27 protein-coding genes and 1 tRNA gene are annotated in these 26,748 nt (G+C 62.2%); 23 read left to right on the top strand and 5 right to left on the bottom strand.

From position 1 onward, the window contains the following. The first annotated feature begins 25 nt into the window (after nt 1–25). The gene (locus ACPW75_RS06345; RefSeq protein WP_045526399.1) at nt 26–1,060 is read left to right on the top strand and encodes a response regulator; all 1,035 of its coding nucleotides are present in this window, start codon (nt 26–28) and stop codon (nt 1,058–1,060) included. Between the two features lie 8 nt (nt 1,061–1,068). Further along, nucleotides 1,069–1,500, top strand: coding sequence for a PAS domain-containing protein (locus ACPW75_RS06340; protein WP_005346525.1), 432 nt, complete (start codon nt 1,069–1,071; stop codon nt 1,498–1,500). A gap of 60 nt (nt 1,501–1,560) precedes the next feature. Here the strand turns inward: ACPW75_RS06340 and ltaE are convergent, their stop codons facing one another. The 3 genes from ltaE to ACPW75_RS06325 form a co-directional block, all read right to left on the bottom strand. Continuing rightward, nucleotides 1,561–2,580 carry a low-specificity L-threonine aldolase gene (ltaE, locus tag ACPW75_RS06335; protein ID WP_077096722.1) on the bottom strand — a complete coding sequence of 340 codons (1,020 nt, stop codon included), beginning with the start codon at nt 2,578–2,580 and terminating at the stop codon, nt 1,561–1,563. A 90-nt stretch (nt 2,581–2,670) separates the two neighbouring features. Beyond that, the gene (locus tag ACPW75_RS06330) at nt 2,671–3,372 is read right to left on the bottom strand and encodes a short-chain dehydrogenase (RefSeq protein WP_077096723.1); all 702 of its coding nucleotides are present in this window, start codon (nt 3,370–3,372) and stop codon (nt 2,671–2,673) included. Nucleotides 3,373–3,453: 81 nt separating this feature from the next. Beyond that, nucleotides 3,454–3,861, bottom strand: a complete 408-nt coding sequence (locus ACPW75_RS06325) for a helix-turn-helix domain-containing protein (RefSeq protein WP_011705676.1) — start codon at nt 3,859–3,861, stop codon at nt 3,454–3,456. A gap of 115 nt (nt 3,862–3,976) precedes the next feature. On the opposite strand from ACPW75_RS06325, the gene ACPW75_RS06320 reads away from it, so the two are divergent. Next, on the top strand, nt 3,977–4,876 hold the full coding sequence (locus ACPW75_RS06320) for an aldo/keto reductase (RefSeq protein ID WP_039214919.1): 900 nt from the start codon (nt 3,977–3,979) through the stop codon (nt 4,874–4,876). Nucleotides 4,877–4,947: 71 nt separating this feature from the next. On the opposite strand, the gene ACPW75_RS06315 is transcribed toward ACPW75_RS06320, so the two are convergent. Both ACPW75_RS06315 and ACPW75_RS06310 read right to left on the bottom strand, forming a co-directional pair. After that, nucleotides 4,948–5,226, bottom strand: a complete 279-nt coding sequence (locus tag ACPW75_RS06315) for an RNA recognition motif domain-containing protein (RefSeq protein ID WP_026080382.1) — start codon at nt 5,224–5,226, stop codon at nt 4,948–4,950. Nucleotides 5,227–5,445: 219 nt separating this feature from the next. Next, nucleotides 5,446–5,988: a hypothetical protein gene (locus ACPW75_RS06310; RefSeq protein ID WP_077096725.1), complete on the bottom strand. Its 543-nt coding sequence runs from the start codon at nt 5,986–5,988 to the stop codon at nt 5,446–5,448. Nucleotides 5,989–6,163: 175 nt separating this feature from the next. Here ACPW75_RS06310 and mepA point away from each other — a divergent pair, with 175 nt between their 5' ends. The 20 genes from mepA (at nt 6,164) to nuoN (ending at nt 26,653) form a co-directional block, all read left to right on the top strand. Beyond that, entirely contained in the window at nt 6,164–6,928 is a 765-nt protein-coding gene (gene mepA, locus ACPW75_RS06305) for a penicillin-insensitive murein endopeptidase (RefSeq protein ID WP_179101455.1), read from the top strand. 42 nt (nt 6,929–6,970) lie between these two features. Further along, a complete protein-coding gene (locus ACPW75_RS06300) occupies nt 6,971–7,576 on the top strand; it encodes a LemA family protein (RefSeq protein ID WP_179101456.1) in 606 nt (201 codons plus the stop codon). Then, a complete protein-coding gene (locus tag ACPW75_RS06295; protein ID WP_077096729.1) occupies nt 7,573–8,307 on the top strand; it encodes a TPM domain-containing protein in 735 nt (244 codons plus the stop codon). The genes ACPW75_RS06300 and ACPW75_RS06295 overlap by 4 nt, the downstream gene beginning before the upstream one ends. A 20-nt stretch (nt 8,308–8,327) precedes the next feature. Next, nucleotides 8,328–8,945, top strand: a complete 618-nt coding sequence (locus tag ACPW75_RS06290; RefSeq protein ID WP_011705669.1) for a TPM domain-containing protein — start codon at nt 8,328–8,330, stop codon at nt 8,943–8,945. Between the two features lie 145 nt (nt 8,946–9,090). Then, nucleotides 9,091–9,178: transfer RNA gene (locus ACPW75_RS06285), tRNA-Ser, on the top strand. Between the two features lie 440 nt (nt 9,179–9,618). Beyond that, the gene (locus ACPW75_RS06280; RefSeq protein ID WP_011705668.1) at nt 9,619–10,377 is read left to right on the top strand and encodes a flagellar motor protein; all 759 of its coding nucleotides are present in this window, start codon (nt 9,619–9,621) and stop codon (nt 10,375–10,377) included. After that, on the top strand, nt 10,355–11,230 hold the full coding sequence (locus ACPW75_RS06275; protein WP_011705667.1) for a flagellar motor protein MotB: 876 nt from the start codon (nt 10,355–10,357) through the stop codon (nt 11,228–11,230). Before ACPW75_RS06280 ends, ACPW75_RS06275 begins: the two co-directional genes overlap by 23 nt. Before the next feature lie 258 nt (nt 11,231–11,488). Then, entirely contained in the window at nt 11,489–11,893 is a 405-nt protein-coding gene (locus tag ACPW75_RS06270; RefSeq protein WP_016350419.1) for an NADH-quinone oxidoreductase subunit A, read from the top strand. A 29-nt stretch (nt 11,894–11,922) separates the two neighbouring features. Further along, on the top strand, nt 11,923–12,597 hold the full coding sequence (locus tag ACPW75_RS06265) for a NuoB/complex I 20 kDa subunit family protein (RefSeq protein WP_005299840.1): 675 nt from the start codon (nt 11,923–11,925) through the stop codon (nt 12,595–12,597). A gap of 2 nt (nt 12,598–12,599) precedes the next feature. Further along, complete coding sequence (gene nuoC, locus ACPW75_RS06260; RefSeq protein ID WP_011705665.1) at nt 12,600–14,405, top strand: NADH-quinone oxidoreductase subunit C/D; 1,806 nt, start codon at nt 12,600–12,602, stop codon at nt 14,403–14,405. Nucleotides 14,406–14,466: 61 nt separating this feature from the next. Next, nucleotides 14,467–15,009: an NADH-quinone oxidoreductase subunit NuoE gene (nuoE, locus tag ACPW75_RS06255; protein ID WP_077096731.1), complete on the top strand. Its 543-nt coding sequence runs from the start codon at nt 14,467–14,469 to the stop codon at nt 15,007–15,009. Next, nucleotides 15,006–16,373, top strand: a complete 1,368-nt coding sequence (gene nuoF, locus ACPW75_RS06250; protein WP_044799798.1) for an NADH-quinone oxidoreductase subunit NuoF — start codon at nt 15,006–15,008, stop codon at nt 16,371–16,373. The genes nuoE and nuoF overlap by 4 nt, the downstream gene beginning before the upstream one ends. 79 nt (nt 16,374–16,452) lie before the next feature. Continuing rightward, nucleotides 16,453–19,182 carry an NADH-quinone oxidoreductase subunit NuoG gene (gene nuoG, locus ACPW75_RS06245; protein WP_077096733.1) on the top strand — a complete coding sequence of 910 codons (2,730 nt, stop codon included), beginning with the start codon at nt 16,453–16,455 and terminating at the stop codon, nt 19,180–19,182. Continuing rightward, a complete protein-coding gene (gene nuoH / locus ACPW75_RS06240; protein WP_011705661.1) occupies nt 19,179–20,147 on the top strand; it encodes an NADH-quinone oxidoreductase subunit NuoH in 969 nt (322 codons plus the stop codon). Before nuoG ends, nuoH begins: the two co-directional genes overlap by 4 nt. 128 nt (nt 20,148–20,275) lie before the next feature. Then, nucleotides 20,276–20,818 carry an NADH-quinone oxidoreductase subunit NuoI gene (gene nuoI, locus ACPW75_RS06235; RefSeq protein WP_011705660.1) on the top strand — a complete coding sequence of 181 codons (543 nt, stop codon included), beginning with the start codon at nt 20,276–20,278 and terminating at the stop codon, nt 20,816–20,818. 10 nt (nt 20,819–20,828) lie between these two features. Next, a complete protein-coding gene (gene nuoJ, locus ACPW75_RS06230) occupies nt 20,829–21,377 on the top strand; it encodes an NADH-quinone oxidoreductase subunit J (protein WP_011705659.1) in 549 nt (182 codons plus the stop codon). Then, entirely contained in the window at nt 21,377–21,685 is a 309-nt protein-coding gene (gene nuoK, locus ACPW75_RS06225; protein ID WP_005299823.1) for an NADH-quinone oxidoreductase subunit NuoK, read from the top strand. Before nuoJ ends, nuoK begins: the two co-directional genes overlap by 1 nt. Next, nucleotides 21,682–23,529, top strand: a complete 1,848-nt coding sequence (gene nuoL / locus ACPW75_RS06220; RefSeq protein WP_077096734.1) for an NADH-quinone oxidoreductase subunit L — start codon at nt 21,682–21,684, stop codon at nt 23,527–23,529. Before nuoK ends, nuoL begins: the two co-directional genes overlap by 4 nt. A 78-nt stretch (nt 23,530–23,607) precedes the next feature. Beyond that, a complete protein-coding gene (nuoM, locus tag ACPW75_RS06215; protein ID WP_011705657.1) occupies nt 23,608–25,128 on the top strand; it encodes an NADH-quinone oxidoreductase subunit M in 1,521 nt (506 codons plus the stop codon). Nucleotides 25,129–25,189: 61 nt separating this feature from the next. Next, nucleotides 25,190–26,653 (top strand): NADH-quinone oxidoreductase subunit NuoN, encoded by a 1,464-nt coding sequence (nuoN, locus tag ACPW75_RS06210; RefSeq protein WP_017410206.1) that lies wholly within the window; start codon nt 25,190–25,192, stop codon nt 26,651–26,653. The last annotated feature ends 95 nt before the right edge of the window (nt 26,654–26,748 follow it).

The following is a 26,748-nucleotide window of genomic DNA, read 5'->3' as shown; positions in this document are numbered from 1 at the left end:
TCGTTGACCAGGCCAGCCTAACACTATGAATGTATTGATATGTGATGACTCAGGATTCGCCCGTAAACAGCTGGCCCGCGCCCTTCCCGCCGACTGGGACGTGACGCTGCATTACGCCGCCAACGGGCTGGAAGGGATAGAGCAGGTGCTGATGGGTCATGGGGATCTGATCTTTCTCGACCTGACCATGCCGGAAATGGATGGCTACGGCGTGCTGGAGACCCTGCAGCGGGAGGGGCTGCGCAACAAGGTCTTCGTGGTCTCCGGCGATATCCAGCCAGAAGCCTATCAGCGAGTGATGGGGCTGGGAGCGCTGGATTTCATCAAGAAACCCGCCGCACCGGAAACCCTCAGCGCCCTGCTGAAGCAGCATGAGCTGTGGCAGGCCAAAGGTGCCGCCACTGCACATGACACCCGGCCCGCCGGCCAGAATGTCAGTGATGTCGGCAGTCTGGATACCGGCATCAAGATCAGCCCCGAGGTGCGCGACGTCTATCAGGAGCTCGCCAACGTCTCCATGGGCCAGGCCGCCGACCTGCTGGCCCGCCTACTCAACGCCTTCGTGGTGCTGCCCATTCCCAACGTCAACGTGCTGGAAGTGTCCGAGCTGCACATGGCCCTCTCGGCCGCCGCCGACTCGGATACCCTCTCCGCCGTCTGTCAGGGCTTCATCGGCGCCGGTATCGCCGGCGAGGCGCTGATCCTGTTCCACGACTCCAGCTTCAAGGATCTGGCCCGGCTGATGAACCATCAGGGCGTGCTCGATCGCAACGCCGAGCTGGAGCTCTTGATGGACACGGCCAACGTGCTGATCGGCGCCTTTTTGCGCGGCTACGCCAGCCAGCTCGATACCCCCTTCAGTCAGGGCCATCCTGTGGTACTCGGCCAGCACAGGCCCATCAACGAGCTCATCAACACCAACAAGAGCCGCTGGCGCCGCACCCTGGCCATCGAGATCAACTACCGGGTCCAGGATTACGCGGTGCAGTGCGATCTGCTGCTGCTGTTTACCGAAGATTCCATCGCCACCATGAACAACAAAATCATGCACATGCTCTAGGAGTGACCATGGAAATCCGTGAATTTCATTGGCTGATGAACATAGTCCAGAACCTGGATGTGGGGCTGGTGGTGCTCGACAAGGAGTACAAGGTGCAGGTGTGGAACGGCTTCATGGAGAGCCACAGCGGCCGATTGGCCGGCGAGGTGCGCGATGGCGTGCTGTTCGAGCTCTTCCCCGATGTGGATCGGGCCTGGTTCGAGCGCAAGGCCAACATGGTGTTCAAGCTCAACAACCGCGCCTTCAGCACCTGGGAGCAGAAACCCTATCTGCTGCGTTTTTCCAACTACCGCCCGATCACCGGCTCAGCCCCCCACATGTTCCAGAACCTGACGCTGGTGCCGCTGGCTGATTTTGGCGGTCAGGTGACTCACATCGCGGTAATGATCTACGACGCCACCGACGAGGCCATGCTGATGAGCGGCCAGCGCCAGGCGTGACCCGCTTTCTTCTCAACAATAAAACAGGGCGCCTTGGCGCCCTGTTTTATTGAGTGAACCTTAACGTACGGCAAGGTACTCGGTGAAGGCATCGATCACCTCGTCGATGTCGTCATCGGTGATCTGCAGGTGAGTCACCAGCCGCATCTCGCCGTAACCGGAGAAGAGGATCCCCCGCTCCTTCATGAACGCGAGCAGCGCCTCGGCCTCCCCTTTCACCAGCCGCAGAAATACCATGTTGGTCTGCACCAGTGCGAGATCCAGCTCGATGCCGGGCAATGCGGCCAGCCCTTCGGCCAGCCGTCTGGCACGGCGGTGATCGTCCGCCAACCGGGCCACATGCTGATCGAGGGCAAACAGACCGGCCTGAGCCAGGATCCCCGCTTGGCGCATGCCACCACCCAGCATCTTGCGCAGCCGTCTGGCGCGTGCGATGAAGACGCGAGAGCCCACCAGCAGCGACCCTACCGGTGCTCCCAGCCCCTTGGAGAGGCAGATGGAGATGCTGTCAAAGGGGGCGGCCAGCTCGTCTACCCCATGGCCGCTCGCCACGGCGGCGTTGAACAAACGGGCACCATCCAGATGCAGTTGCAACCCGCGTTCGTCGACGAACTTGCGCATCGCCTGCAGGTAATTAAGAGGCAGCACCTTGCCGTTATGGGTGTTTTCAAGGCAGACCAGCCGGGTCTGCACAAAATGGGCATCATCAGGGGCGATCGCCGCGGCGACATCGGCCACTGCCAGCGAACCGTCGGCCTGCATGGGCACCGCCTGCAGCGCAACCGAACCCAGCACGGCGCTCCCCTGTGCCTCATAGCGATAGATGTGGGCCGCTTGGCCGACGATGGCCCCCTCCCCCCGCTGACAGTGGCTCATCACCGCCAGCAGGTTGGACATGGTGCCCGAGGGGACAAACAGCGCGGCCTCCTTGCCAAGCAGCTCGGCCCCGCGGGCCTCCAGTGCGTTGACGCCGGGATCTTCCCCGTAGACATCATCCCCCACCTCGGCATGCAGCATGCTCTGACGCATGGCATCCGTGGGCTGGGTGACCGTATCACTTCGTAAATCGATATAGCGCATGACATCCCTCCTGAAGCAGGAGGATGACGTTAGCCAGCAGGAGCTGGCTTGGCAAGCGGGCCGTTTCCGGAATGTGAAGCCGGTGACGGCTTACCAGGGCAGCGGCTGGCCCTGCAGGTCGAGGAAACCGCCGGACTGGGCCGGCGACAATTGGTTGATGAGATCAAGCAGACGCGGCGCCACCAGCGCCGGATCCTGCAAGGTCTCGGCCGCCAGTTCATCGAGAAAGGGTTGATTCATGGGGGTGGCCATCAGCCCTGGGTGCACGGTGACAACTCCGGCGGCGGGGAAGCGTTCTCGCCACTCGTGGGCCAGCGTTCTTGCCCCCATGTTGAGCGCCGCCTTGCTCATCCGGTAGCTGTAACGGCTGCCCGTCTCGTTGCCGCCAAGACTGCCGGCCAGATCGGAAAGAGAGCAAAGCCAGAGGCGGGTATCCACCGTCATTCGGCGGCTCAGGCAGGCGGCCAGAGCCAGCTGCGGCCAGGCGTTGGCCAGCAGGCTGTCGCACAGCCATCTGGGGTTGACCTCCTCCACCCGCCGCTCCGGCATGAAGTTGATGTCGTGCAGCAGGCCGATGGTGTTGATCACCACGCTCGGCAACGGCGCCGTGTCATAGAGGGTGAACAGGGCATCGAAGGAGAGCGCATCCACCTCCTGCAACGGAAAATAGCAGACGGGATCCACGCCCTTGGGCAGCTGCCTGCCGGCCAGCACCAGCTCCTCGCCACGGGCGGATAGCTCATGTGCCAGCGCCGTGCCCAATCCGCCGCTGCCCAAGATCAGATAGCCCATCTCCCTCTCCCCGCTGTCCTCATCTGCTTTAGAGGGTATCAGAATAATCCCCGGCCGTTGCCCGGCCATCCCCATACAGGCTCACGCCTCATGCAGGTGTTTGCCAAATTCGCGCGCCCGCGCCAGATCCAGAAATCCGTCAGCCTGCTTGTGACTGCGCAAGAACTGGTAATAGGCAAGCAGGGTTACCAGCTCGTCTTCTGCGGGCAGGCGCTGCTGCGGCAACTGTTCCTGCAACAGGGTGCCGGCGGCGCTCAGCGCTTCTCTGTCCACCACTTCCGCCTGCCGATAAAGGTAGCCGCAGCCGGTGGCGAGCCACTCCAGCGAGCAGTTGGCAGCCATGGCAATCTGGTTGGCCTTGCCAAGGCCGGGTTCGGCCCCTTTCAGATATTTACGGATCAGGGCTTCGCTCAACCCCACCTTGCGGGCAAAGGCACTGATGCTGCCCGTCCCGATCAGGCTCTGCAAGCGCTCGGCAAAACCGTCCATTTCCTTCCCCTTCAGAACCAAAGTTCGAATTAACAAAAGCCGTATTATTGCCTTGCCAACCAGAAGAGACCAAGATGCTGGCAGCTTTTTTCCCTTTATCCGCCAAGGAGCCACCATGTCCGTATCCCGCCTCTCCCTGCATCCACAGGGCCCGACCTTCTCTCGCCTCATCATGGGTTACTGGCGTCTGATGGAGTGGCAACTCTCCCCGAACGCCCTGCTGGATCTGATGAAGTACCACCTGGATCTGGGGGTCACTACCATCGATCACGCCGACATCTATGGTGGCTACCAGTGCGAAGAGGCCTTCGGCAACGCCCTGCGCCTTGAGCCCTCTCTGCGCTGCCGGATGGAGATCGTCAGCAAGTGCGGCATCGCCCTCACCGCCAAGCAGGGACACGCGCTGAATCACTACAACACCGGCAAGGCGCACATCATCGCCAGTGCCGAGGCCTCCTTGCAAAAGCTGGCCACCGACCATCTGGATCTGCTGCTGATCCACCGCCCGGATCCCCTGATGGATGCCGACGAAGTGGCCGATGCCTTCATCACCCTCAAGCAGGCAGGCAAGATCAAGCATGCCGGGGTCTCCAACTTCACCCCTCGCCAGTTCGAGCTGCTGCAGTCGCGCCTGCCCTTCCCGCTGGTGACCAACCAGCTGGAGATCTCGCCTCTCAACCAGAGCACCACTCTGGACGGTACCCTGGACCAATGCCAGCAACTGCGCATCAAGCCGATGGCCTGGTCCTGCCTCGGTGGCGGGCGCCTGTTCCAGGCCCCCGAATATGCCCCGCTGCGCGCCGAGCTCGAACAGATCCGCCAGGAAGTGGGCGCCGAGCAGATCGAACAAGTGGTCTACGCCTGGGTCATGATGCTGCCAAGCCAGCCGCTGCCGCTGATAGGCTCCGGCAAACGGGAGCGCATCGCCGCCGCCGTGGCCGCTGAATCCATCGTCCTCAACCGTCAGCAGTGGTTCCGCATCCGCAAGGCGGCGCTCGGCTACGACGTGCCCTGATTCATCCGGCAAACGCCAGAAACAAAAACGGCATGGGGGAAACCCATGCCGTTTTGCGTTATCGAGGCAGCTCAGCGATGACGCTGGGGGCGACCACGTGGTGCGTCTGTCTTCGGCTTGGCCTGGTTGACTGTGATGGTACGGCCACCGATTTCGGTGCCATGCAAACCGGCGATGGCCTTTTCAGCCTCGCCATTCACTGGCATTTCAATGAAGCCAAACCCCTTGGACTGACCGGTATCGCGATCGATGATGATATCGACCTTGTCTACCTGCCCAAATTGGCTGAACACGGTTGTCAGTTCGTCGGCCGTCATCCGGTACGACAGATTACCTACGTAAATCTTCATGCCATCCACTCTCGATTCAAGGTGCCTTCTCTATCCAATCACCAACACAAAGGTAAGGGCACAACCCCCATGCCGGACCTGCCAGGGCATCATGCCTGGGCACTCCCCCGTACGGTTCACTCAAGTCATTGATCTCTTGGGTGAACAGAACGAGCAAGATCAATTCGAGTCACTGGCAGTATCTGAGCTTTGGGGAAGATTGTCGAGAAAATAGTCAGCTCATATGGGGAGCAGGGCATCCAACAGCACCTGCAGCGTGCGTCGACCATGCCAGGCGCGCTTAAAGCCAAAGCGATAGATGCCGGGCGCCACGACATGGGTACCTTCCCGACTCAACCCCATCAGCGTGGTGGCGGTCGCCAGCTGCTCATCGTTCAGCGCCAGATCCAGGCTGAAGGCCAGCCACTGACCATCGTGGCCCACCTTGCGATCCCGCTCGACCCCGACCAGTACCGATCTTGGCAGGGCCTGTGCCCGATCACTGCTGCCATTGAGCAGGTAAAGGTGCGTCTCGTCCCAGGCCAGCTCCGCCAGCCGCCAGCGCTGCCAGCTGCGAGGCAGTATCATCATCAGCAGCACTATGCCGCCAAACACCAGCCCCACCCAGGGCAGCAAACCCATGTGCGGATAACCCAGACCGACGGCGGCCAGCACGGTGACCAGGCTCGCCAGCAACAGCACCACCATCACCGGATAGAAACGGCGAGCAGGGGGCATCAGCCAGACCAGTCCCTCTTTGTTCACCAGCTCACTGACCTTCATTCTCTTCTCCTCTTGCCTGTGCGTTTACACGCCCTGGATGCACCAATTTTGTCGCGCATTGTGCGCGAGCCCGACACCGGGATGCAACCGGGCTCGCTCATCGGGTGACGGTCTCACCGGACTCTTGGTATCATTCTCTTCATCTGAGCCCATTCGCATGCTTGTCGGGAGTCTCATGCTTGCCACCACCCTGCTCTTCATGGCCAGTGCCTTTCTTGCCGAACCTCATCCCCGCCAGGCTGAAGCCATTGGCGGCTACTCCGCCGGCTGCCTCAAGAACGGGGTAGCGCTGCCGCTGACCGGCCCCGGCTATCAGGTGATCCGCACCAAGCGACTGCGCTACTACGGCCACCCTGAGCTCATCGCCTACCTGACCACCCTGGCCAACCAGACCCGCATGGCCGGTATGCCGGACCTCTATATCGCCGATCTCGCCATGGCCCACGGCGGTCCCTTCACCTCCGGTCACCGCAGCCACCAGACCGGCCTCGACGCCGACATCTGGTTTCGCATGGCCAACCAGCCCATCTCAACATGGGAACAGGATGCCCCCAAGGAGTGGGCGCTGATCGATGAGCCCAGCTACCGGGTGCTGCCCGGGCGCTTCGGCCCCCAGCAGCTAAACCTGCTGCGCCTGGCAGCCAGCAAGCCCGAGGTCGCCCGCATCTTCATCAACCCGGTGATCAAGGCCGAGGTATGCAAACGGGCACCCGATGAACCCTGGGTCGCCAAATTGCGCCCCTGGGTCGGCCACTTCAGCCACTTTCATGTGCGTCTACGCTGCCCGGTCGGCAGCCCGGATTGCCAGCCTCAGGCGCCGATCCCGCCCGGCAACGGCTGCGGCGCCGAGCTGGCCTCCTGGCTCAAAGACAAGCCGCAACTGCCCAAGGTTTCGATGGCTTACCACAAACCCAAACTGCCCGCCCGTTGTGGCGGTTGACCACAAGCTGGTATGGTGAGCCGTTATCTGCAAAAAATGTCAATGGAGAACAACAAGATGGCCACTTCACTCTGGCAGAGGGCGACCCAGTCCCTGTTGGTTATGACCCTGCTGCTGGGCCTGACCGGTTGCGGCATGAACAATATTCCGACCCTGGATGAGCAGGTCAAGGCAAGCTGGGGCCAGGTCGAAAACCAGTATCAGCGCCGCGCCGATCTGGTTCCCAATCTGGTGGCCACCGTCAAGGGCTACGCCAGCCACGAGCAGGAGACCCTCAAGGCAGTGACCGATGCCAGAGCCCGGGTGGGCAGCCTGCAGCTCAGCGATCCCGCCCAGCTCAAGGAGTTTGAAGCGGCCCAGAACCAGCTCTCCGGCGCCCTCTCCCGGCTGATGGTGGTGGTCGAGCGCTACCCGGAGCTCAAAGCGGATCAGCAGTTTCTGACCCTGCAGGCCCAGCTGGAAGGCACCGAAAACCGTATCTCGGTGGCCCGGCGCGACTACATAGAAGCGGTACGCCAGTTCAATACCGAGATCCGCACCTTCCCCGGCGTCATCTGGTCCAAGCTGCTCTACTCGGATCTGGAGGCCAAACCCACGTTCAGCGCCAAACCCGGTGCCGATGAGGCGCCCAAGGTCAGCTTCCAATGAAGCGCGTGATCCCTGCCTTGTTGTCCTGCCTGCTGTTGTGGACGGCGGTGGTATCCGCCGCCCCCACCTTCCCTGCCTTGAGCGGGCGAGTGGTGGACGAGGCCAACCTGATGTCCCGCAAGCAGGCTCACCAGCTCACCCAGCAGCTGGCGGCATTCGAGAAGCGCAGCGGCATCCAGCTGGTGGTGGTCTCCATCGACACGCTGGCGGGCGACACCATCGAGGAGTACGGCTATCAGCTCGGCCGTCACTGGGGGATCGGCCAGAAGGGCAAGGACAACGGGGTGCTGCTGCTGATCGCCCAGGATGAGCGCAAGGTGCGCATCGAGGTGGGTTACGGGCTGGAAGGCGCCCTGCCCGATGCCATCGCTGCCAACATCATCCAGACCCGGATCCTGCCCGCGTTCAAACGCGGCGACATGGTGGCCGGGGTGGTTGCCGGCAGCCAGGCGATCATGCAGGCGCTGGCGGGCGAGTACAAACCGGTGGACAACGCCAGCAAGGATAAGCTGGGCGGACCCTGGCTGTTCATCCTGATGGTGATAGTGATGATCGTGCTGCACAACCTGCGTGGCGGTGGTGGTGGCGGCAGGGGTGGCCGGCGCCGCGCCGCTTACCTCGCCGGTGGCTTCGGTGCCGGTCGCTCCGGTGGCGGTTTTGGTGGTGGCGGCGGCGGTTTCAGTGGAGGGGGCGGCAGTTTCGGCGGCGGCGGTGCCTCCGGTGGTTGGTAACAGGGATTAAGAGACGACACATGATTTCGAAACAGTTCTTTCACACGCTGCAGGCCAGGGTTAAGCAGGCGGAGCAGGCAACCGATGCCGAGCTGGTGACCGTTCTGGCCCCCGCCAGCGACGGCTATCGCTACATACCCACCCTGTGGGCGGCGCTGCTGGCCATGCTCACCCCGCTGCTGGTATTCGAGCTCGGTTTCTGGCTCGGCTGGTACGAGATCCTGCTGGTGCAGTGGTCGGTCTGGCTGGTGCTGAGCATCCTGTTCCACTGGACCCCCATCAAGATGTACCTGATCCCCAAACAGGTTCGCCAGCACAGGGCCGCCCTGATGGCACGCCTGCAGTTCGTTGAACAGGGGTTGCATCGTACCCAGGATCGGCTGGGGGTGCTGATCTTCGTCTCGGTGGCCGAGCACTACGTGGAGATCCTGGTGGATGACGGCATCGCCCAGCACATCGACAACGGCCAGTGGCAGGAGATCATCGATGACTTCACCCGCCGGGTGCGCAACAAGGAGGTGGAGCAGGGGTTCCTCGAGTGCATCGAGCGGACCAGCGCCATTCTGACCGACGCCTTCCCCGCCACCCGCGACCAGAACGAGCTGCCGGACAGTCTGATTATCCTCCCCAAGCCCTAAGCGGGTTTAAAAAACCGGCATTCTGTTCAAGGGATAGGCATTCGATAAAGATTATGAAAAATAAGGGGAAAAGTGGTTGACCCAGGCAGCCCTTTCCCCTAAATTACGCCCCGTTCCAGCGCAACGGCGCTGTGAGCGAAAATTTGGTGAGGTGTCCGAGTGGCTGAAGGAGCACGCCTGGAAAGTGTGTATACGGCAACGTATCGAGGGTTCGAATCCCTCCCTCACCGCCAAATTTAAAGAACCGACCTGATGGTCGGTTTTTTGCTTTTGGGGTTTTCAGAAGCGTGACTCCCGTGAGAGAAAGCAACACCCTCGTTGGGTACGAGCAACGTTGCCTGCGGTGATCAACGACTGACTGCCGCCCACAAGGAAAAACCACATGGGTAAAGCGTCCCACCCAATCTAAAAAAACCGGCCAGTGGCCGGTTTTTTGCCTTCCAACATTTGCAATCTGATCTGCCCAGGCCCTCTTCCCGTCAAAGTCCCGCGACGGCCCCTCCTCTTTTCGGTAAAACGCCCTGCATGGACCGGCTGCTTGCCAGCCGGGAAAGAAATCTGTCCATCGAGGTCAAGGCACTCACTTTATTGCTCATCGATTGGATATCATTTTGAAAAACTGATACTTAAATAGCTACACTAGCCATTATCAATATTCAGGGATGTATAAAAAATGAGCTTAATCGGCCTGGTCCTGGCATTGATCGCCATCCTGGGCGGCAACATGATCGAGGGTGGACATCCCAGCGCCCTGCTCGATCTGCCCGCCTTTCTCATCGTGATCGGAGGTACCATAGGTGCCGCCTTGACCCAGTTCCCCTTCTCCGTTGTCGGCAGCACTCTCAAGCGTTTCAAGTGGCTGCTGGCTCCCCTCAAACTCGACATGCAGCAGCAGGCCGAACTACTGGAAAACCTGGCTGGCAATGCCAGACGCAGCGGCATGCTGGCCCTCGAGGGCATGATCGACGAGATCAAGGATCCCTTCCTGCAAAAAGGGGTGCAGATGATGGTCGATGGCTACGAGAAGACCAAGATCCACGAGGTGCTGGAGAACGAGATCGAGTTCGAGCAAGAAGATCTCGAGCAGACCGTCAAATTCTATGAAGCCATGGGTGGCTACTGCCCCACCATGGGGATCGTGGGGGCGGTGTTTGGCCTGATCCACGCCATGGGCCTGCTGGATGCCCCTGACAAGCTGGGGGGCGCCATCGCGGTGGCCTTTATCGCCACCATCTACGGGGTATCGGCCGCCAACCTGATCTTCCTGCCCTTCGGCAACCGCTACAAAGGGTTTGCCCATCAGATCCGCCACTACAAGGAGATGACCCTGACCGGTATCCTCTGCATCGTGGATGGCGAATCCCAGCAACGCCTGCAAGTCACCCTCGAACCCTACCTCGGAGGCCACGGTGGCAAAAAAGAAAAAGGCTGAAGCGCCGGAGAACCACGAACGCTGGCTGGTCTCCTATGCCGACTTCATGACATTGCTGTTCGCCCTGTTCGTGGTGCTCTACTCCTTTGCCATGGCCAAGCAGTCTGAAACCCGGGTGCTGATCCAGGGCTTCATCGAATCGCTGGGCAAAATTGGCCTCATCTCCCCTGCTGCGGGCTCCCCCGTGATGCAGGGCGGTACCGGCATCCTGGAACCCGAGTCCAAAACCACCCCCAGCAGCCCGAAGAAAGAGACTGTGCTGGAGAAGGATGCTCCGATGGCAGCTTCGGATCCGTTCAACGAAACCATCGGTGCCTCGGAGAAGCCGAGTGCCACCGAATCCTGGCCACACAAGACCAAAGAGCAGGAGTGGGTGCAGGTCACCAAGAAGAAGCTCGAGCAGCAGCTCAAGGCACAGATTGAATCCAAGGATCTGGAGGTAGAACAACTGGGCAGCCAGCTGGTGATCCGCATCGGCGAGAAGGCGCTGTTCCCGGCCGACTCCGCCTTCCTGCAGCCCCAGTTCATTCCGCTGGTCAACAAGATCTCCGGCATTCTGGCTGACATTCCCGGCAAGGTGGTGGTCACCGGCCACACCGACAACTCCCAGGCCCCGGTAGAGCTCTATCGCAGCAACTGGGAACTGTCGGTATTGCGCTCCGCTTCCATCGTGCACACATTGCTGACCAACCCCAAACTCGATGCCACCCGGGTCATCGCCCAGGGGGTAGCAGATGCCCAGCCACGCTATCCCAATGACACACCCGAGCATCGTCAGGCCAACCGTAGGGTCGAGATCACCCTCTCCCAGGGCAAGGCAGCCGAAGAGGCGCTACCTATCCTCAAACCCTGATCGAGCAGACCCCGCCTGGCGGGGTCTCTCCTTTCACGATTAGTTTATTTTTCAAACGATCCCGCCATTTCCGTTGCACCCTAAAAGCGATTGAAAATGATTCTCAAATAGGAACATTGACTCCGCTAGCAAAATACGATTTTCCTCCCGCTGATTAATAATTAATCCTTTGAAATGACATGTAAATCAGTACGAAAGTGGCATAATACGTAACATCCTTGTTAAGTCGCGTGATTAATTCGGTTAGGGAAAACTCCTATGTTTGCTGATATTGCTGTCCAGCATTGGGCTTTTGCTGTCTATGTAGTAGGGGCCATCTGCATCTGCCTGACCATGATCGGCCTTGCCGCCCTGCTGGGTGGTCGAGCCTATGGTCGTGCCAAGAACAAACCCTTCGAATCTGGTGTCGATTCGGTGGGCAATGCCCGTCTACGCTTCTCCGCCAAGTTCTATCTGGTTGCCATGTTCTTCGTCATCTTCGACGTCGAGGCACTCTACCTCTTCGCCTGGTCCGTCTCCGTTCGAGAAAGCGGCTGGGTCGGTTTCATCGAAGCCACCATCTTTATCTCCCTGCTGCTGGTAGGACTCGTCTACCTGTGGCGCATTGGCGCCCTCGACTGGGCACCGAAAAAACGCGTCCTGACCGACAAGAAGCCAGACTGAATTACTGATTATCCCTTTGAGGTTGCACCATGAAGTACACCCTGACCCGGATCGACCCAGATGCGCCCGTTGAGCGCTACCCCCAGGAACAGCGCCAGACCGTCGAGGATCCCCTGGCTCAAGAGGCCTCCCGCGGCATCATGATCGGGCGCCTCGAAGAGGTGCTGCAAGACACTGTCAACTGGGGCCGCAAGAACTCCCTCTGGCCTTACAACTTCGGCATCTCCTGCTGCTACGTGGAGATGTGTACCGCCTTCACCTCCCCCCATGACGTGGCTCGCTTCGGCGCAGAGGTTATTCGAGCCTCACCGCGCCAGGCCGATTTCATGGTGATCGCCGGCACCCCCTTCATCAAGATGGCCCCCGTCATCCAGCGTCTGTATGAACAGCTGCTCGAACCCAAGTGGGTCATCTCCATGGGTGCCTGCGCCAACTCCGGCGGCATGTACGACATCTACTCGGTCGTTCAGGGTGTCGACAAGTTTCTGCCGGTCGACGTCTATATTCCGGGTTGTCCGCCCCGTCCCGAGGCATTCCTGCAGGCGCTGATGCTGCTGCAGGACTCCATCGGCAAAGAGCGCCGTCCGCTCTCCTGGGTGGTTGGCGATCAGGGCATCTATCGCCCTCAAATGCCTGCCGAGAAGGACCGCAAGCGTGGCGAGCGTATCAACGTCACCAACCTGCGCACGCCGGATGAGATATGACCATGAAACTGACTCGAGAATTTCCCAGCAACTACGCCATGGCCCAGTGGCAACCGAGTGATCACAAAGACGCTCAGGTGATCGGCGAGCTGTTCGCCCATTTCGGTGCCGAACGTTTCACCATCCAGAATACCCGCACCGGCGTGCCGGTGGTCTGGCTCTCCCGCGAGCTGCTGCTGGATGTCATGGGCTTCCTGCGCAAGCTCCCCTCCCCGTTCGTGATGCTGTTCGATCTCAGCGCCACCGACGAGCGGATGCGCAGCCATCGCCACGACCTCCCCGACAGCGACTTCACCGTCTTCTATCACCTCATTTCCATCGATCGCAACGCCGACCTGATGTTGAAGGTGCCATTAAAAGAGGGTGATCTGACGCTGCCCACCGTCAGCCGCCACTTCCCCAACGCCAACTGGTATGAACGGGAAGTGTGGGATCTGATGGGCATCAATTTCGATGGTCACCCCCACCTGACCCGCATCATGATGCCCAAGAGCTGGCAGGGTCACCCGCTGCGTAAGGATTATCCGGCGCGCGCCACCGAATTTGATCCCTTCATGCTCGATGCGGTCAAGCAGGATCAGGAGCAGGACAACCTGCTGTTCAAACCGGAAGAGTGGGGCATGGCCCGTGGCAACGAGAACGAGGACTACATGTTCTTGAACCTCGGCCCCAACCACCCCTCCGCGCACGGTGCCTTCCGTCTGGTGCTGCAGCTCGATGGCGAGGAGATCCGCGACTGCGTGCCCGACATCGGCTATCACCACCGCGGGGCCGAGAAGATGGGCGAGCGTCAGTCCTGGCACAGCTACATCCCCTACACCGACCGGGTCGAGTACTTAGGGGGGGTGATGAACAACCTGCCCTACGTGCTGGCAGTGGAGAAGCTGGCCGGCATCAAGGTGCCACAGCGGGTCGACATGATCCGGGTGATGCTGGCTGAGCTGTTCCGCATCCAGAGTCACCTGCTGTTCATCGGTACCTATATTCAGGACGTGGGTGCCATGACCCCGGTCTTCTTCACCTTCACCGACCGGCAGCGGATTTACACCATCATCGAAGCCATCACCGGCGCCCGTATGCATCCGGCCTGGTTCCGCATCGGCGGCGTGGCCCACGATCTGCCCGTCGGCTGGCAGCGACTGGTGCAGGACAACCTGCTGAGCTGGCTGCCCAAGCGGCTGATGGACTATGAGAAGGCCGCCATGCGCAACAGCATACTGCGTGGCCGTACCATCGGCGTCGCCGCCTACAACACAGAGCAGGCGCTGGCCTGGGGCACCACGGGCGGTGGTCTGCGCGCCACCGGTCTCAACTTCGACGTGCGCAAGTGGCGCCCCTACTCCGGCTACGATCAGTTCGAATTCGAAGTGCCGGTCGGCGCCAACGGCGATGCCTACGATCGCGCCCTGGTACGCATCGAGGAGGTGCGCCAGAGCATGCGCATCATCGAGCAGTGCATGAAGAACATGCCGGAGGGGCCGTTCAAGGCAGATCACCCGCTCACCACGCCGCCGCCCAAAGAGCGCACCCTGCAGGACATCGAGACCCTGATCACCCACTTCCTGCAAGTGTCGTGGGGCCCGGTCATGCCGGCCGCCGAGTCCTTCCAGATGATCGAGGCGACCAAGGGGATCAACAGTTATTACCTGACCAGCGATGGCTCCACCATGAGCTACCGGACCCGGATCCGCACCCCGAGCTTTGCTCACCTGCAACAGATCCCCTCGGTGATCCGTGGCCAGATGGTGTCGGACCTCATCGTCTATCTGGGCAGTATCGATTTCGTTATGTCGGATGTGGACCGTTGAGTAACGGCTGTTACCAAGACCCGTTACACGACAAAAAGGACAAGCCACAAAAGGTTAAGCCATGAGCCAGCAATGTCAGTGCCAACACAGTCAGTCCCCGCAGGGACAGAGTTCATGCCAGGGCAAGGGGAACGATTTCGTCCTCAGCCAGGTAGAACGCGATGCCATCGAGCATGAGAAACACCACTACGAAGATCCCCGTGCTGCCAGCATTGAAGCGCTCAAGATAGTGCAGCAGGCCCGCGGCTGGGTACCTGACGGTGCCATCCACGCCATCGCCGCCGAGCTCGGCATCCCCGCCAGCGACGTGGAGGGGGTCGCCACCTTCTACAGCCAGATCTTCCGCCAGCCGGTCGGTCGCCACATCATCCGCGTCTGTGACAGCATGGTCTGCTACATCAACGGCCACGAACAACTGCTGGCCGGCCTGAAAGAGGTGATGGATCTGGCCCCCGGCCAGACCTCCGCCGACGGCCGCTTCACCCTGCTGCCGGTCTGCTGCCTCGGCAACTGCGACAAGGGGCCGGCGCTGATGATCGACGACGACACCTACGGTGGGCTCGATGCCGTCAGCCTGCTCAAGACCCTGGAGGCTTACCCATGAGTCTGGCATCCCTTGGTACCGCCAACCGTATCGCCCGCGCGGCCGAGACCCACCCCCTCACCTGGCGGCTGCGCGACGACGGCCAGCCGGTCTGGCTGGATGAATACCAGAGCAAGCAGGGTTACGATGCGGCCCGCAAGGCACTGGGCCAGATGAGCCCGGACGAGATCGTCGGCACCGTCAAGGATGCCGGCCTCAAGGGTCGCGGCGGCGCCGGTTTCTCCACCGGCGTGAAGTGGGGCCTGATGCCCAAAGACGAGAGCATGAACATCCGTTACCTGCTCTGCAACGCCGACGAGATGGAGCCGAACACCTACAAGGATCGGCTGTTGATGGAGCAGCTGCCCCACCTGCTGATCGAGGGGATGATCATCTCGGCCAAGGCCCTCAAGGCCTACCGTGGCTACATCTTCTTGCGCGGCGAGTACGTCGATGCCGCGGCCAACCTGCGCCGTGCGGTGATCGAGGCCAAGGCTGCCGGTCTGCTCGGCAAGAACATCCTGGGCTCGGGCTTTGACTTCGAGCTGTTCGTCCACACCGGCGCGGGTCGTTACATCTGCGGCGAAGAGACGGCGCTCATCAACTCCCTGGAAGGGCGCCGCGCCAACCCGCGCGCCAAGCCCCCCTTCCCCGCCGTTTCCGGCGTCTGGGGCAAGCCCACCTGCGTCAACAACGTCGAAACCCTGTGCAACGTACCCGCCATCATCGGCAACGGCGTGGCCTGGTATCAGGGGCTGGCGCTGCCGGGTTCGGAAGATCACGGCACCAAGCTGATGGGCTTCTCCGGCAAGGTCAACAACCCCGGCCTCTGGGAGCTGCCGTTTGGCATCACCGCCCGCGAGCTGTTCGAGAACTATGCCGGCGGCATGAAGCCCGGCTATCGCCTGAAAGCCTGGCAACCGGGCGGAGCTGGTACCGGCTTCCTGCTGCCCGAGCACCTGGATGCCCAGATGTACGCCGGCGGCATCGGCAAGGTCGGCACCCGGATGGGCACGGGCCTTGCCATGGCGGTGGATGACAGCATCAACATGGTCTCCCTGCTGCGCAACATGGAAGAGTTCTTCGCCCGCGAGTCCTGCGGCTGGTGCACTCCCTGCCGCGACGGCCTGCCCTGGAGCGTCAAGCTGCTGCGCGCGCTGGAGCGAGGCGAAGGTCAGCCAGGGGATCTCGCCACCCTGGAGCAGCTGGTCAGCTTCCTCGGCCCAGGCAAGACCTTCTGCGCCCATGCCCCTGGCGCCATCGAGCCGCTGGGCAGTGCGATGAAGTATTTCCGGTCGGAATTCGAGGCTGGCGTCAAGGCGCCACAGGATAATCGCAAGCAGCTCAAGGGTATCCAGCCCAACCTGCTGGGCGAGCGCTGGTAAGGCGCGCAGGGCGCCCGCCGCGGGCCTGCTGAACCGGCGCGAGCCAAAGAATTTATCTCATTGAAGTCAGGGAAGTTGTATGGCCACCATTCATGTAGACGGTAAAGAGTACGAGGTAGACGGGGCAGATAACCTGCTGCAAGCCTGTCTGTCCCTTGGTCTGGACGTCCCCTATTTTTGCTGGCACCCGGCGCTCGGTAGCGTCGGCGCCTGCCGCCAGTGTGCGGTGAAACAGTATCAGAATGCCGACGACAAGCGCGGCCGCTTGGTCATGTCCTGCATGACCCCCTCCACCGATGGCACCTATATCTCCATCGAGGATGAAGAGGCGAAGGAGTTCCGCAAGACGGTGGTGGAGTGGCAGATGACCAACCACCCCCACGACTGCCCGGTGTGTGAAGAGGGTGGCTCCTGCCACCTGCAGGACATGACGGTGATGACCGGCCACAACAGCCGCCGCTACCGCTTCACCAAACGCACCCACCAGAATCAGGATCTGGGCCCCTTCATCAACCACGAGATGAACCGCTGCATCGCCTGCTATCGCTGTGTCCGTTACTACAAGGACTACGCCGGCGGCGAGGATCTCGGGGTCTACGGCGCCCACGACAACGTCTACTTCGGCCGGGTCGAGGATGGCACCCTCGAGAGCGAGTTCTCCGGCAACCTGGTGGAGGTCTGCCCCACCGGCGTGTTCACCGACAAGACCCACTCCGAGCGCTACAACCGCAAGTGGGACATGCAGTTCGCCCCCAGCATCTGCCAAGGGTGCTCGGTCGGCTGCAACATCAGCCCGGGTGAGCGTTACGGCGAGCTGCGCCGCATCGAGAACCGCTATCACGGCGCCCTGAACCACTACTTCCTGTGCGACCGCGGCCGCTTCGGCTACGGCCACGTCAATCTGACCGACCGCCCGCGCCAGCCCCTGCTGCAGGATGGCAGTGACAAGCTGGCCATCACGGTGGACGGTGCCCTGAACCGTGCCGCCGATGCCCTGCGCACTGCCGCCGGTGTCATCGGCATCGGCTCGCCCCGCGCATCGCTTGAGAGCAACTACGCCCTGCGCGAACTGGTGGGTGCCGCCAACTTCTACAGCGGCGTCGAGCAAAGCGAATGGGAATGCCTGCAGAAGATGCTGCAGATCCTGCAGCACGGTGGTGTGCGTACCCCCAGCCTGCGTGACATGGAAGAGGCCGACGCCGTGCTGGTGCTCGGCGAGGATGTCACCCAGACCGCCGCCCGCATCGCCCTGGCCCTGCGTCAGGCAGTCAAGGGCAAGGGCCGCGAAATCGCCCGCAAGCTGAAAGTGGATCTGTGGCAGGTCGCCGCGGTGCAGACCCTGGCCCAGAACGAGCGCTACCCGCTGCTGATCACCAGCCTGGACAGCACCCGACTGGACGACGTGGCGAGCGGCACCCTGCACGCTCCCCACGCGGATCAGGCGCGCCTCGGCTTCGCCATCGCCCATCTGCTCGATGGCAGCGCCCCTGCCCTGACCGATCTCGCCCCCGAGCAGCAGGCCCTGGCCGCCAGCTGGGCCGCGCTGCTCGGCAACGCCAAGAAGCCGCTCATCATCGCCGGCACCGGTGCCCGCAGCCAGGCCCTGCTCGAGGCGGCCAGCAACATCGCCCGTGCCCTCAAGGGCCGTGGCCAGGCCGTGGAGCTCGCCCTGGTAGCCCAGGAGACCAACAGCCTGGGGCTTGCCATGCTGGCCGGCAATGCCGCCCCGCTGGAAGCCGCCCTCGAGCGTATCGAAAGCGAAGAGAAGCTCGCGCTGGTGATGCTCGAGAACGATCTCTACCGCCGCGCACCGCGCAGCCGTGTCGATGCCGCCATCGACCGTCTGCAGCACCTGCTGGTGGTCGACCATCAGGACACCGGCACCGCCCAGAAGGCGAATCTGGTGCTGCCTGCCGCCAGCTTCGCCGAAGCCGACGGTACCCTCATCAACATGGAAGGCCGCGCCCAGCGCTTCTTCCAGGTTTATGCCCCCGCCTTCTACGACGCCGACATCCAGGTGCGCGAGAGCTGGCGCTGGCTGGCCGCCCTGCAAGGCGTGCTGGATCGCAAACCGCTGCGCTGGAACACCTTCGACGAGGTGAGCAGTGCCTGCGCCGCCAGCGCCCCGCTGCTGACCAGCATGCGCGAAGCCGCTCCCAACGCGGGTCTGCGCATCCGTGGCATGAAGCTCGCTCGCGAGCCGCACCGCTACAGTGGCCGCACCTCCATGCTGGCGGATCAGAACGTGAGCGAACCCAGAGTCGCCCAGGACCCCGACTCGCCCTTCAACTTCTCCATGGAAGGCTACGCCGGTGCCCGCCAGCCGCTGCAACAGGTGCCGTTCGCCTGGGCGCCGGGCTGGAACTCCCCGTCCGCCTGGAACAAGTTCCAAGATGAAGTGGGTGGCAACCTGCGCGCCGGGGATCCCGGTCGCCGTCTGCTGGAAGCGGGCGAGGACAGTCTCGGCTGGTTCGACACCGTCCCCGCCCCGTTCAGCGCCAAAGAGGCGCTGCAGGTGGTGAGCTATGACCAGCTGTTTGGCGGCGAAGAGCTGTCTGCCAGAAGCCCGGTCATCCAGGCCCGCATGAGCGAGCCCGTGCTGGTGCTGAACCCGGCCGACGCCAACCGTCTCGCCCTCAGTGCCGGCAGCCAGGTCGCCTTCTCCTGGGGTGGCCACCACTGGCGACTGACCCTGCGTCTGAGCGAGCATCTGACCGCGGGTCTGGTGGGTCTGCCGCTCGGTGTCAACGGTCTGCCGACCGCCCTGCACCAGCAATATCTCGCTAACCTGCAGGAGGCCATCGCATGAGCGACTCTCTGATCGATCTGTTGCTGGAAATCGGCAAGGCATTGATCGTGCTGGTGGGGATCGTGGGGGCCGGCGCCTTCATGAGCTTCATCGAGCGCCGTCTGCTGGCGCTGTGGCAGGATCGTTACGGCCCCAACCGGGTAGGCCCCTTCGGCCTGCTGCAGCTGGCGGCCGACATGATCAAGATGTTCTTCAAAGAGGACTGGATCCCGCCGTTCGCCGATCGCCGGATCTTCGTGCTGGCCCCCATCATCGCCTTTACCGCCTTTATTCTGGCGTTTGCGGTGGTGCCGATCACCCCCACCTGGGGTGTGGCGGATCTCAACGTGGGGCTGCTCTACATCCTGGCCATCGCGGGGCTGGCGGTCTACGCCGTGCTGTTCGCCGGCTGGTCGAGCAACAACAAGTACTCGTTGCTCGGCAGCCTGCGCGCTTCGGCTCAGACCCTCTCCTACGAGGTGTTTCTCGGCCTCTCCTTGATGGGCATCGTCATCCAGACCGGCAGCTTCAACCTGCGGGATATCGTGGAAGCCCAGGCAGGACTGTGGAACGTGATCCCCCAGATCCTGGGCTTCATCACCTTCCTGTTTGCCGGCGTCGCCGTCACCCACCGCCATCCGTTTGACCAGCCGGAGGCCGAGCAGGAGCTCGCCGACGGTTATCACATCGAGTATGCGGGCATGAAATGGGGTCTGTTCTTCGTGGGCGAGTATATCGGCATCGTGCTGATCTCTTCGCTCATCGTGACCCTGTTCTTCGGTGGCTGGCACGGCCCCTGGCTGCCGCCCTTCATCTGGTTTGCCCTGAAGACTGCCTGTTTCATGGTGTTCTTCATCCTGCTGCGGGCCTCCCTGCCCCGCCCGCGCTTTGACCAGGTGATGTCGTTTGGCTGGAAAGTCTGCCTGCCGCTGACCCTGCTCAACATGCTGGTCACCGGTGCCGTGGTGCTGATGAATGCGCAGTGAGGCCGCAATGGACAGAAAAATTGTGATGCCGTTTGGCTGGAACGTCTGCTTGCCCGCCGCCCTGCATCCCGCTCGGGATGCAGCCGGTACGGGCTGTGGTGCTGATGAATGTGCAGTGAGGCACGACTATGAAAATTATTAACATCATCAAGGGTGTCGGCACCCAATTGCGCAGCCTGGGGATGGTGTTCTCCCATGCCTGGAGCCCCCGCGAGACCCTCAACTATCCGGAACAGGCCGTCTATGCGGCGCCCCGCTATCGCGGCCGCATCGTGCTGACCCGCGATCCGGATGGCGACGAGCGCTGCGTGGCCTGCAACCTGTGTGCGGTGGCCTGCCCGGTCGGCTGCATCTCGCTGCAGAAATCCGAGCGGGAAGACGGTCGCTGGTACCCGGAGTTCTTTCGCATCAACTTCTCCCGCTGCATCTTCTGCGGCCTGTGCGAAGAGGCCTGCCCCACCACCGCCATCCAGCTGACGCCGGATTTCGAGATGGGCGAGTACCGCCGCCAGGATCTGGTGTACGAGAAGGAAGATCTGCTGATAAGCGGCCCCGGCAAGTATCCGGATTACAACTTCTACCGCATGAGCGGGATGGCCATCGACGGCAAGCCGAAAGGGGATGCCGAGAACGAAGCCAAGCCCATCGATGTCAAGAGCCTGCTGCCCTGAGGAGTCAATCATGGAACTGGCATTCTATGCCGCGGCCCTGGTCGCCATTTACAGCACGCTGCGGGTGATCAGCACCAGCAATCCGATGCACGCGCTGCTCAATCTCATTATCTCCCTCATCGCCGTGGCCATGATCTTCTTCTGCCTGGGCGCCTCCTTCGCGGGTGCCCTGCAAGTGATCGTCTATGCGGGCGCCATCATGGTGCTGTTCGTGTTCGTGGTGATGATGCTGAACCTGGGCTCGGCCCAGGATCAGGAGAAGAACTGGCTCACCCCCACCACCTGGGTGGGCCCTGGCCTGCTTTCGCTCATTCTGCTGGGTTTTCTGGCCTACGGCATTCTCGGGGTCACCGGCGGTGAACTCGGTCTGACCGACGTCAGTGCCAAAGCGGTCGGCATCGCCCTGTTCGGTCCTTACGTGCTGGCGGTGGAGCTTGCCTCCATCCTGCTGCTGGCGGGTCTGGTCACCGCCTATCACCTGGGCCGTGAAGACAAGAGCGGGGAAGTGCTCTCCGTGCCAAAAGCCTCGGCACATCCGTCTCAAGAAGGAGGTCAATGATGAACGGAATCCCGATGGAACACGGCCTGCTGCTGGCTGCCGTGCTGTTCTGTATCGGCCTGTGCGGCCTGCTGATACGTCGCAACTTGCTGTTTATCCTCATGAGTATCGAGATCATGATGAACGCGTCGGCACTGGCATTCGTGGTGGCTGGCAGCCGCTGGGCCCAGGCTGATGGCCAGATCATGTACATACTGGTGATTTCTCTGGCGGCAGCGGAGGCCAGTATCGGCCTCGCCCTGTTACTGCTGCTCTATCGTCGTTACCACACCCTGAACGTGGACACTGTGAGCGAGATGCGCGGATGAGCCTCCTATACCTGACTTTTCTTTTTCCGCTGCTGGGATGGCTGGTGCTGGCCTTCTCCATCGGTCGTTTCGGCGAGCGTACTGCTGCGCTCATCGGCGTCGGCAGCATAGGGCTGTCGGCCCTCACTACCCTGTGGGTCGGCATCGATTTTCTCAACACCATGCCAGCTGGCGGCGTCTATACCCAGACCCTGTGGCAGTGGATCTCGGTGGGTGAATTCACCCCGACCTTCCGCCTGGCGCTGGACGGCCTGTCGCTGACCATGCTCGGCGTGGTCACCGGGGTGGGTTTCTTCATCCACCTGTTCGCCTCCTGGTACATGCGCGGAGAAGAGGGCTATTCACGCTTCTTCACCTACACCAACCTGTTCATCGCCAGCATGGTGTTCTTGGTGCTGGCCGATGACCTGCTGTTCGTTTACCTCGGCTGGGAAGGCGTGGGTCTGTGCAGCTACCTGCTGATCGGCTTCTACTACCGCAACCCGGCCAACGGCGCCGCCGCCCTCAAGGCGTTCGTGGTGACCCGGGTCGGCGACGTGTTCCTCGCCATCGGCCTGTTCGTCCTCTACCGGGAGCTGGGTACCCTCAACATTCACGAGTTGCTGGTACGCGCACCGCTGATGTTTGCCGAGGGTTCCCCTGCCCTGTCGTTTGCCTGTCTGATGCTGCTTGGCGGCGCCGTCGGCAAATCGGCCCAGCTGCCGCTGCAAACCTGGCTGGCGGATGCGATGGCGGGCCCGACTCCGGTCTCGGCGCTGATCCACGCGGCCACCATGGTGACCGCCGGTGTCTATCTCATCGCCCGTACCCACGGTCTGTTCCTGCTGGCCCCCGAGATCCTGCATCTGGTGGCGCTGGTCGGTGCCATCACCCTGGTGCTGGCAGGTTTTGCGGCCCTGGTGCAAACCGACATCAAGCGGATCCTGGCTTACTCCACCATGAGCCAGATCGGCTACATGTTCCTGGCCCTCGGTGTTGGCGCCTGGGAAGGGGCCATCTTCCACCTGATGACCCACGCCTTCTTCAAGGCGCTGCTGTTCCTCTCCGCCGGTGCCGTGATCGTCGCGACCCACCACGAGCAGAACATCTTCAAGATGGGGGGCCTGCGCAAGAGCCTGCCGCTGGTCTATGCCTGCTTCCTGGTGGGGGGCTCGGCCCTGGCCGCGCTGCCGCTGGTGACCGCCGGTTTCTACAGTAAAGACGCCATCCTGTGGCAGGTGCAGGCCAGCGGCCAGAGCGCCCTGCTGTGGGCCGGTCTGGGTGGTGCCTTCCTCACCTCTCTCTACACCTTCCGCCTGATCTTCATCGCCTTCCACGGCAAGGAGCAGACCCAGGCTCACGCCGGTCACGGCCTAGCCCATCAGCTGCCGCTGCTGGTCCTGCTGGTGCTCTCCACCGGTATCGGCGCCCTGATCGTGCCGCCGCTGGCGGGGGTACTGCCGGCTGGTCCGGGGGATCACATCGAAGAGGGGCGCCATGGGCTGGAGATCGCCTCCGCCGTCATCGCCATCGCCGGCATCGCCCTAGCTGCCTTCCTGTTCCTGGGCGAGCGCCGTCTGGCCAGCAGCGTGGCCAACAGTGCGCCGGGCAAGTTGCTCAGCACTCTCTGGTTCAATGCCTGGGGCTTTGACTGGCTTTACGATCAGCTGTGGGTCAAGCCGTATCTGCTGGCGACCCGACTGCTCGGCAAGGATCCGCTGGACTGGATGATGAACCTGCCGGCCTGGCTGGCACAGAGTGGCCACCAGCTGTTGGCCTGGACCGTTTCCGGCAAGTTGCGCTGGTATGCAGCCTCCATGGGGATGGGCGCCGCCCTGATCCTGGCCCTGCTGCTGCTCGGCTGATCCCGTGATGCAGCCCCTGAACTCGCAGCAAGCCCAAGGGCCTGCACAGTGACTAGAACATAGACGAGAGCTGATATCGTGACCTTACTCTGGATCTTGTTAATACCCTTCATCGGCGGTCTGCTCTGTTGGCAGACCGAGCGATTCGGCGAGTACTTCGTACGCTGGGTCGCCCTGCTGTCGATGAGCGCCTGCCTGCTGCTCTCCTGCGCCGTCTGGTGGAGCGGTGACTTCACCCTGGCAGCCCAGGGCGGCGTGCCCGTCTGGGCCGCCGAACTGCAACTGCCCTGGATCCCCCGCTTCGGCATCTCATTGCACCTGGCGGTGGATGGCTTGTCGCTGTTGATGGTGATCCTCACTTGCTTCATCGGCGTGCTGGCCATCCTCTGTTCCTGGAAGGAAATCGTGCAGCGCATCGGCTTTTTCCACCTCAACCTGTTGTGGATTTTGGGTGGCGTACTCGGCGTCTTCATGGCGCTGGATCTGTTCCTCTTCTTCTTCTTCTGGGAGATGATGCTGGTACCGATGTACTTCCTGATTGCGCTGTGGGGCCACTCGGTCACCGACGGCAAATCCCGGATCAACGCCGCCACCAAGTTCTTCATCTACACCCAGGTCAGCGGCCTCATCATGCTGGTCGCCATCCTGGGCCTGGTGCTGACTCACCATGCCGCCACCGGCGTGTTCACCTTTGACTATCAGGACTTGCTGAACACCCCGATGAGCAAGGGCGTGCAGTGGCTGCTGATGCTGGGCTTCTTCATCGCCTTCGCGGTCAAGATGCCGCTGGTACCGCTGCATGGCTGGCTGCCGGATGCCCACAGCCAGGCACCGACCGCGGGTTCCGTGGACTTGGCGGGGATCCTGCTGAAAACCGCCGCCTACGGTCTGCTGCGCTTCGCCCTGCCGCTGTTCCCCGAGGCGTCCGCCGAATTTGCCCCCTACGCCATGGTGCTGGGTCTCATCGGCATCGTCTACGGTGCCATCGTGGCGTTCGCCCAGACCGACATCAAGCGGCTGGTGGCCTACACCAGCATCTCCCACATGGGCTTCGTGATGATCGCCATCTACTCCGGCAGCGAGCTGGCCCTGCAGGGCGCCGTGGTACAGATGATCGCCCACGGCCTCTCCGCCGCTGGCCTCTTCATCCTGTGCGGTCAGCTCTACGAGCGGCTGCACACCCGGGACCTGCGTCTGATGGGTGGGCTGTGGGGTCGTCTGCGCTACCTGCCCGGCGTGATGCTGTTCTTCTCGGTCGCCTCTCTGGGGATGCCGGGCACCGGCAACTTCGTCGGCGAGTTCCTGATCCTCATCGGCAGCTTCCAGGTTGCCCCCGTGCTCACCATCATCGCCACCTTCGGGCTGGTGCTGGCCTCGGTCTACTCCCTCATCATGCTGCAGCGCGCCTGCTTCGGTACCCCCAAGGACGAGAGCGTCCTCAAGGGGCTCGACAGCCGCGAACTGGTGATGATGATGACCATCGCAGGCTTGCTGGTGCTGCTCGGTGTCTATCCCCAACCTGTGCTCGACACCGCAGGCAACAGCCTGCTGAGCGTGCTGCACTGGTATGCCCTGCCCTTCGCAGGAGCATTGCAATGAGAGTGACCGCTGTTAAACCGCTGGCCCTGTTGCCTTCCTTGTCCATTACAGGAGCACTGCAATGACCTTCACCGCTTCGCAACTGCTGGCCCTGCTGCCCCTGTTGCTGACAACCGGGGCCATGGTGGCCCTGATGCTAGCCATCGCCTGGAAACGGTGCGATGACACCGCCTTCGTGGTCACCATCGCCGGTCTCAACCTGGCGCTCTTCTCCCTGCCCATCGTGATGGCGCAAGGAGATCAGGGGGTCACCCCGCTGCTGCAGATAGACGGCTACGCCGTCTTCTACATGGGGCTGGTGCTTATCGGCGCCCTGGCGACCTGTACCTTCGGCCGCTCCTGGCTCAAGGGCTATCCGGACAACCGGGAAGAGTTCTACCTGCTGCTGCTGATCGCCACCGCCGGTGGACTGGTGCTGGCCGGCTCCCGTCACCTCGCCTCCCTGTTCATCGGGATCGAGATGCTGACCCTGCCGATGTTCGGTCTGGTGGGCTACGCCTATCGCGAGCGCCACTCGCTGGAGGCCAGCATCAAGTACATGGTGCTCTCCGCCGCCGCCACCGCCTTCCTGCTGTTCGGCATGGCGCTGCTCTATGCCCAGGCCGGCAGCCTGAGCTTCAGCGATCTGGGGCTGACCCTGGCCACTACCCCGGCTCACCACCCGCTGCTGATGGGCGGTCTGGGTCTGATGCTGGTCGGCTTTGCCTTCAAGCTCTCCCTGGCACCGTTCCATCTCTGGACCCCGGACGTGTACGAAGGGGCGCCGGCACCGGTGGCCACCTTCCTCGCCACCGTCAGCAAGATCGCGGTGTTCTGCGTGCTGCTGCGCTTCTACCTGGCGGTGCCCGCCGCCGCGGATCCCATGATCCACTGGCTGCTGGCCGCCATGGCGGTGGTCTCCATCGTCATCGGTAACCTGCTGGCTCTGCTGCAGACCAACATCAAGCGGATGATGGGTTACTCCTCCATCTCCCACTTCGGCTACCTGCTGGCGGTGATCGTGGCGAGCCGTCTCGGCCAGATGCCGGTGGAAGCGGCCGGCGTCTATCTGCTGATGTATCTGTTCACCAGCCTGGGGGCCTTCGGCGTCATCAGCATGATGTCCAGCCCCTATCGCGGCAAGGATGCGGACTCCCTGCACAGCTACCGCGGCCTGTTCTGGCGTCGTCCCTACCTGACCGCCGTGCTGACCGTGATGATGCTCTCGCTGGCCGGTATCCCCATGACGCTCGGCTTCATCGGCAAGTTCTACCTAATCGGGGTGACCGTTGATGCGAAGCTGTGGTGGCTCTCCGGCGCCATCGTGCTCGGCAGTGCGCTGGGTCTCTACTACTACCTGCGGGTCATGGTCACCCTCTACCTGCGCGAACCCGGCATGCAGCTGCGCGACGCCAAGGGGGACTGGGCCATCACCTCCGGTGGCCTGGTGGTGCTGCTCTCCGCCGCGCTGGTGGTGGCACTGGGTCTCTATCCCCAGCCGGTCATCAGCCTGGTGCAGGGCTTCCAGAACGTGGTGCTGCACTGATTTCACTCCATCTCAAAAACCGGCCCAAGTGGCCGGTTTTTTTATCTGCCCAAAGCGGGATGCCTGACCAGCCGTCTCAAATTTATCTGCCTTTA

Origin of the sequence: Aeromonas sp. FL131, assembly GCF_049860615.1 — a bacterium.
GTDB lineage: Bacteria > Pseudomonadota > Gammaproteobacteria > Enterobacterales > Aeromonadaceae > Aeromonas > Aeromonas hydrophila.
The sequence above is the reverse complement of the archived record's forward strand: the minus strand, read 5'-3'. Positions and strand labels throughout refer to the sequence as shown.

Excerpts from the sequence above, each read along its gene's own strand:
- ACPW75_RS06330 (WP_077096723.1), bottom strand. The coding sequence starts at position 3,372 with ATGGGCTATCTGATCTTGGGCAGCGGCGGATTGGGCACGGCGCTGGCA.
- nuoC (WP_011705665.1), top strand. The coding sequence starts at position 12,600 with ATGAAACTGACTCGAGAATTTCCCAGCAACTACGCCATGGCCCAGTGG.
- ACPW75_RS06345 (WP_045526399.1), top strand. The coding sequence starts at position 26 with ATGAATGTATTGATATGTGATGACTCAGGATTCGCCCGTAAACAGCTG.
- ACPW75_RS06340 (WP_005346525.1), top strand. The coding sequence starts at position 1,069 with ATGGAAATCCGTGAATTTCATTGGCTGATGAACATAGTCCAGAACCTG.
- nuoE (WP_077096731.1), top strand. The coding sequence starts at position 14,467 with ATGAGCCAGCAATGTCAGTGCCAACACAGTCAGTCCCCGCAGGGACAG.
- ACPW75_RS06265 (WP_005299840.1), top strand. The coding sequence starts at position 11,923 with ATGAAGTACACCCTGACCCGGATCGACCCAGATGCGCCCGTTGAGCGC.
- ltaE (WP_077096722.1), bottom strand. The coding sequence starts at position 2,580 with ATGCGCTATATCGATTTACGAAGTGATACGGTCACCCAGCCCACGGAT.
- nuoG (WP_077096733.1), top strand. The coding sequence starts at position 16,453 with ATGGCCACCATTCATGTAGACGGTAAAGAGTACGAGGTAGACGGGGCA.
- nuoF (WP_044799798.1), top strand. The coding sequence starts at position 15,006 with ATGAGTCTGGCATCCCTTGGTACCGCCAACCGTATCGCCCGCGCGGCC.
- ACPW75_RS06320 (WP_039214919.1), top strand. The coding sequence starts at position 3,977 with ATGTCCGTATCCCGCCTCTCCCTGCATCCACAGGGCCCGACCTTCTCT.
- ACPW75_RS06300 (WP_179101456.1), top strand. The coding sequence starts at position 6,971 with ATGGAGAACAACAAGATGGCCACTTCACTCTGGCAGAGGGCGACCCAG.
- nuoN (WP_017410206.1), top strand. The coding sequence starts at position 25,190 with ATGACCTTCACCGCTTCGCAACTGCTGGCCCTGCTGCCCCTGTTGCTG.
- nuoH (WP_011705661.1), top strand. The coding sequence starts at position 19,179 with ATGAGCGACTCTCTGATCGATCTGTTGCTGGAAATCGGCAAGGCATTG.
- ACPW75_RS06270 (WP_016350419.1), top strand. The coding sequence starts at position 11,489 with ATGTTTGCTGATATTGCTGTCCAGCATTGGGCTTTTGCTGTCTATGTA.
- nuoL (WP_077096734.1), top strand. The coding sequence starts at position 21,682 with ATGAGCCTCCTATACCTGACTTTTCTTTTTCCGCTGCTGGGATGGCTG.
- ACPW75_RS06315 (WP_026080382.1), bottom strand. The coding sequence starts at position 5,226 with ATGAAGATTTACGTAGGTAATCTGTCGTACCGGATGACGGCCGACGAA.
- ACPW75_RS06310 (WP_077096725.1), bottom strand. The coding sequence starts at position 5,988 with ATGAAGGTCAGTGAGCTGGTGAACAAAGAGGGACTGGTCTGGCTGATG.
- ACPW75_RS06295 (WP_077096729.1), top strand. The coding sequence starts at position 7,573 with ATGAAGCGCGTGATCCCTGCCTTGTTGTCCTGCCTGCTGTTGTGGACG.
- nuoJ (WP_011705659.1), top strand. The coding sequence starts at position 20,829 with ATGGAACTGGCATTCTATGCCGCGGCCCTGGTCGCCATTTACAGCACG.
- ACPW75_RS06290 (WP_011705669.1), top strand. The coding sequence starts at position 8,328 with ATGATTTCGAAACAGTTCTTTCACACGCTGCAGGCCAGGGTTAAGCAG.
- nuoK (WP_005299823.1), top strand. The coding sequence starts at position 21,377 with ATGAACGGAATCCCGATGGAACACGGCCTGCTGCTGGCTGCCGTGCTG.
- ACPW75_RS06280 (WP_011705668.1), top strand. The coding sequence starts at position 9,619 with ATGAGCTTAATCGGCCTGGTCCTGGCATTGATCGCCATCCTGGGCGGC.
- mepA (WP_179101455.1), top strand. The coding sequence starts at position 6,164 with ATGCTTGCCACCACCCTGCTCTTCATGGCCAGTGCCTTTCTTGCCGAA.
- nuoI (WP_011705660.1), top strand. The coding sequence starts at position 20,276 with ATGAAAATTATTAACATCATCAAGGGTGTCGGCACCCAATTGCGCAGC.
- ACPW75_RS06325 (WP_011705676.1), bottom strand. The coding sequence starts at position 3,861 with ATGGACGGTTTTGCCGAGCGCTTGCAGAGCCTGATCGGGACGGGCAGC.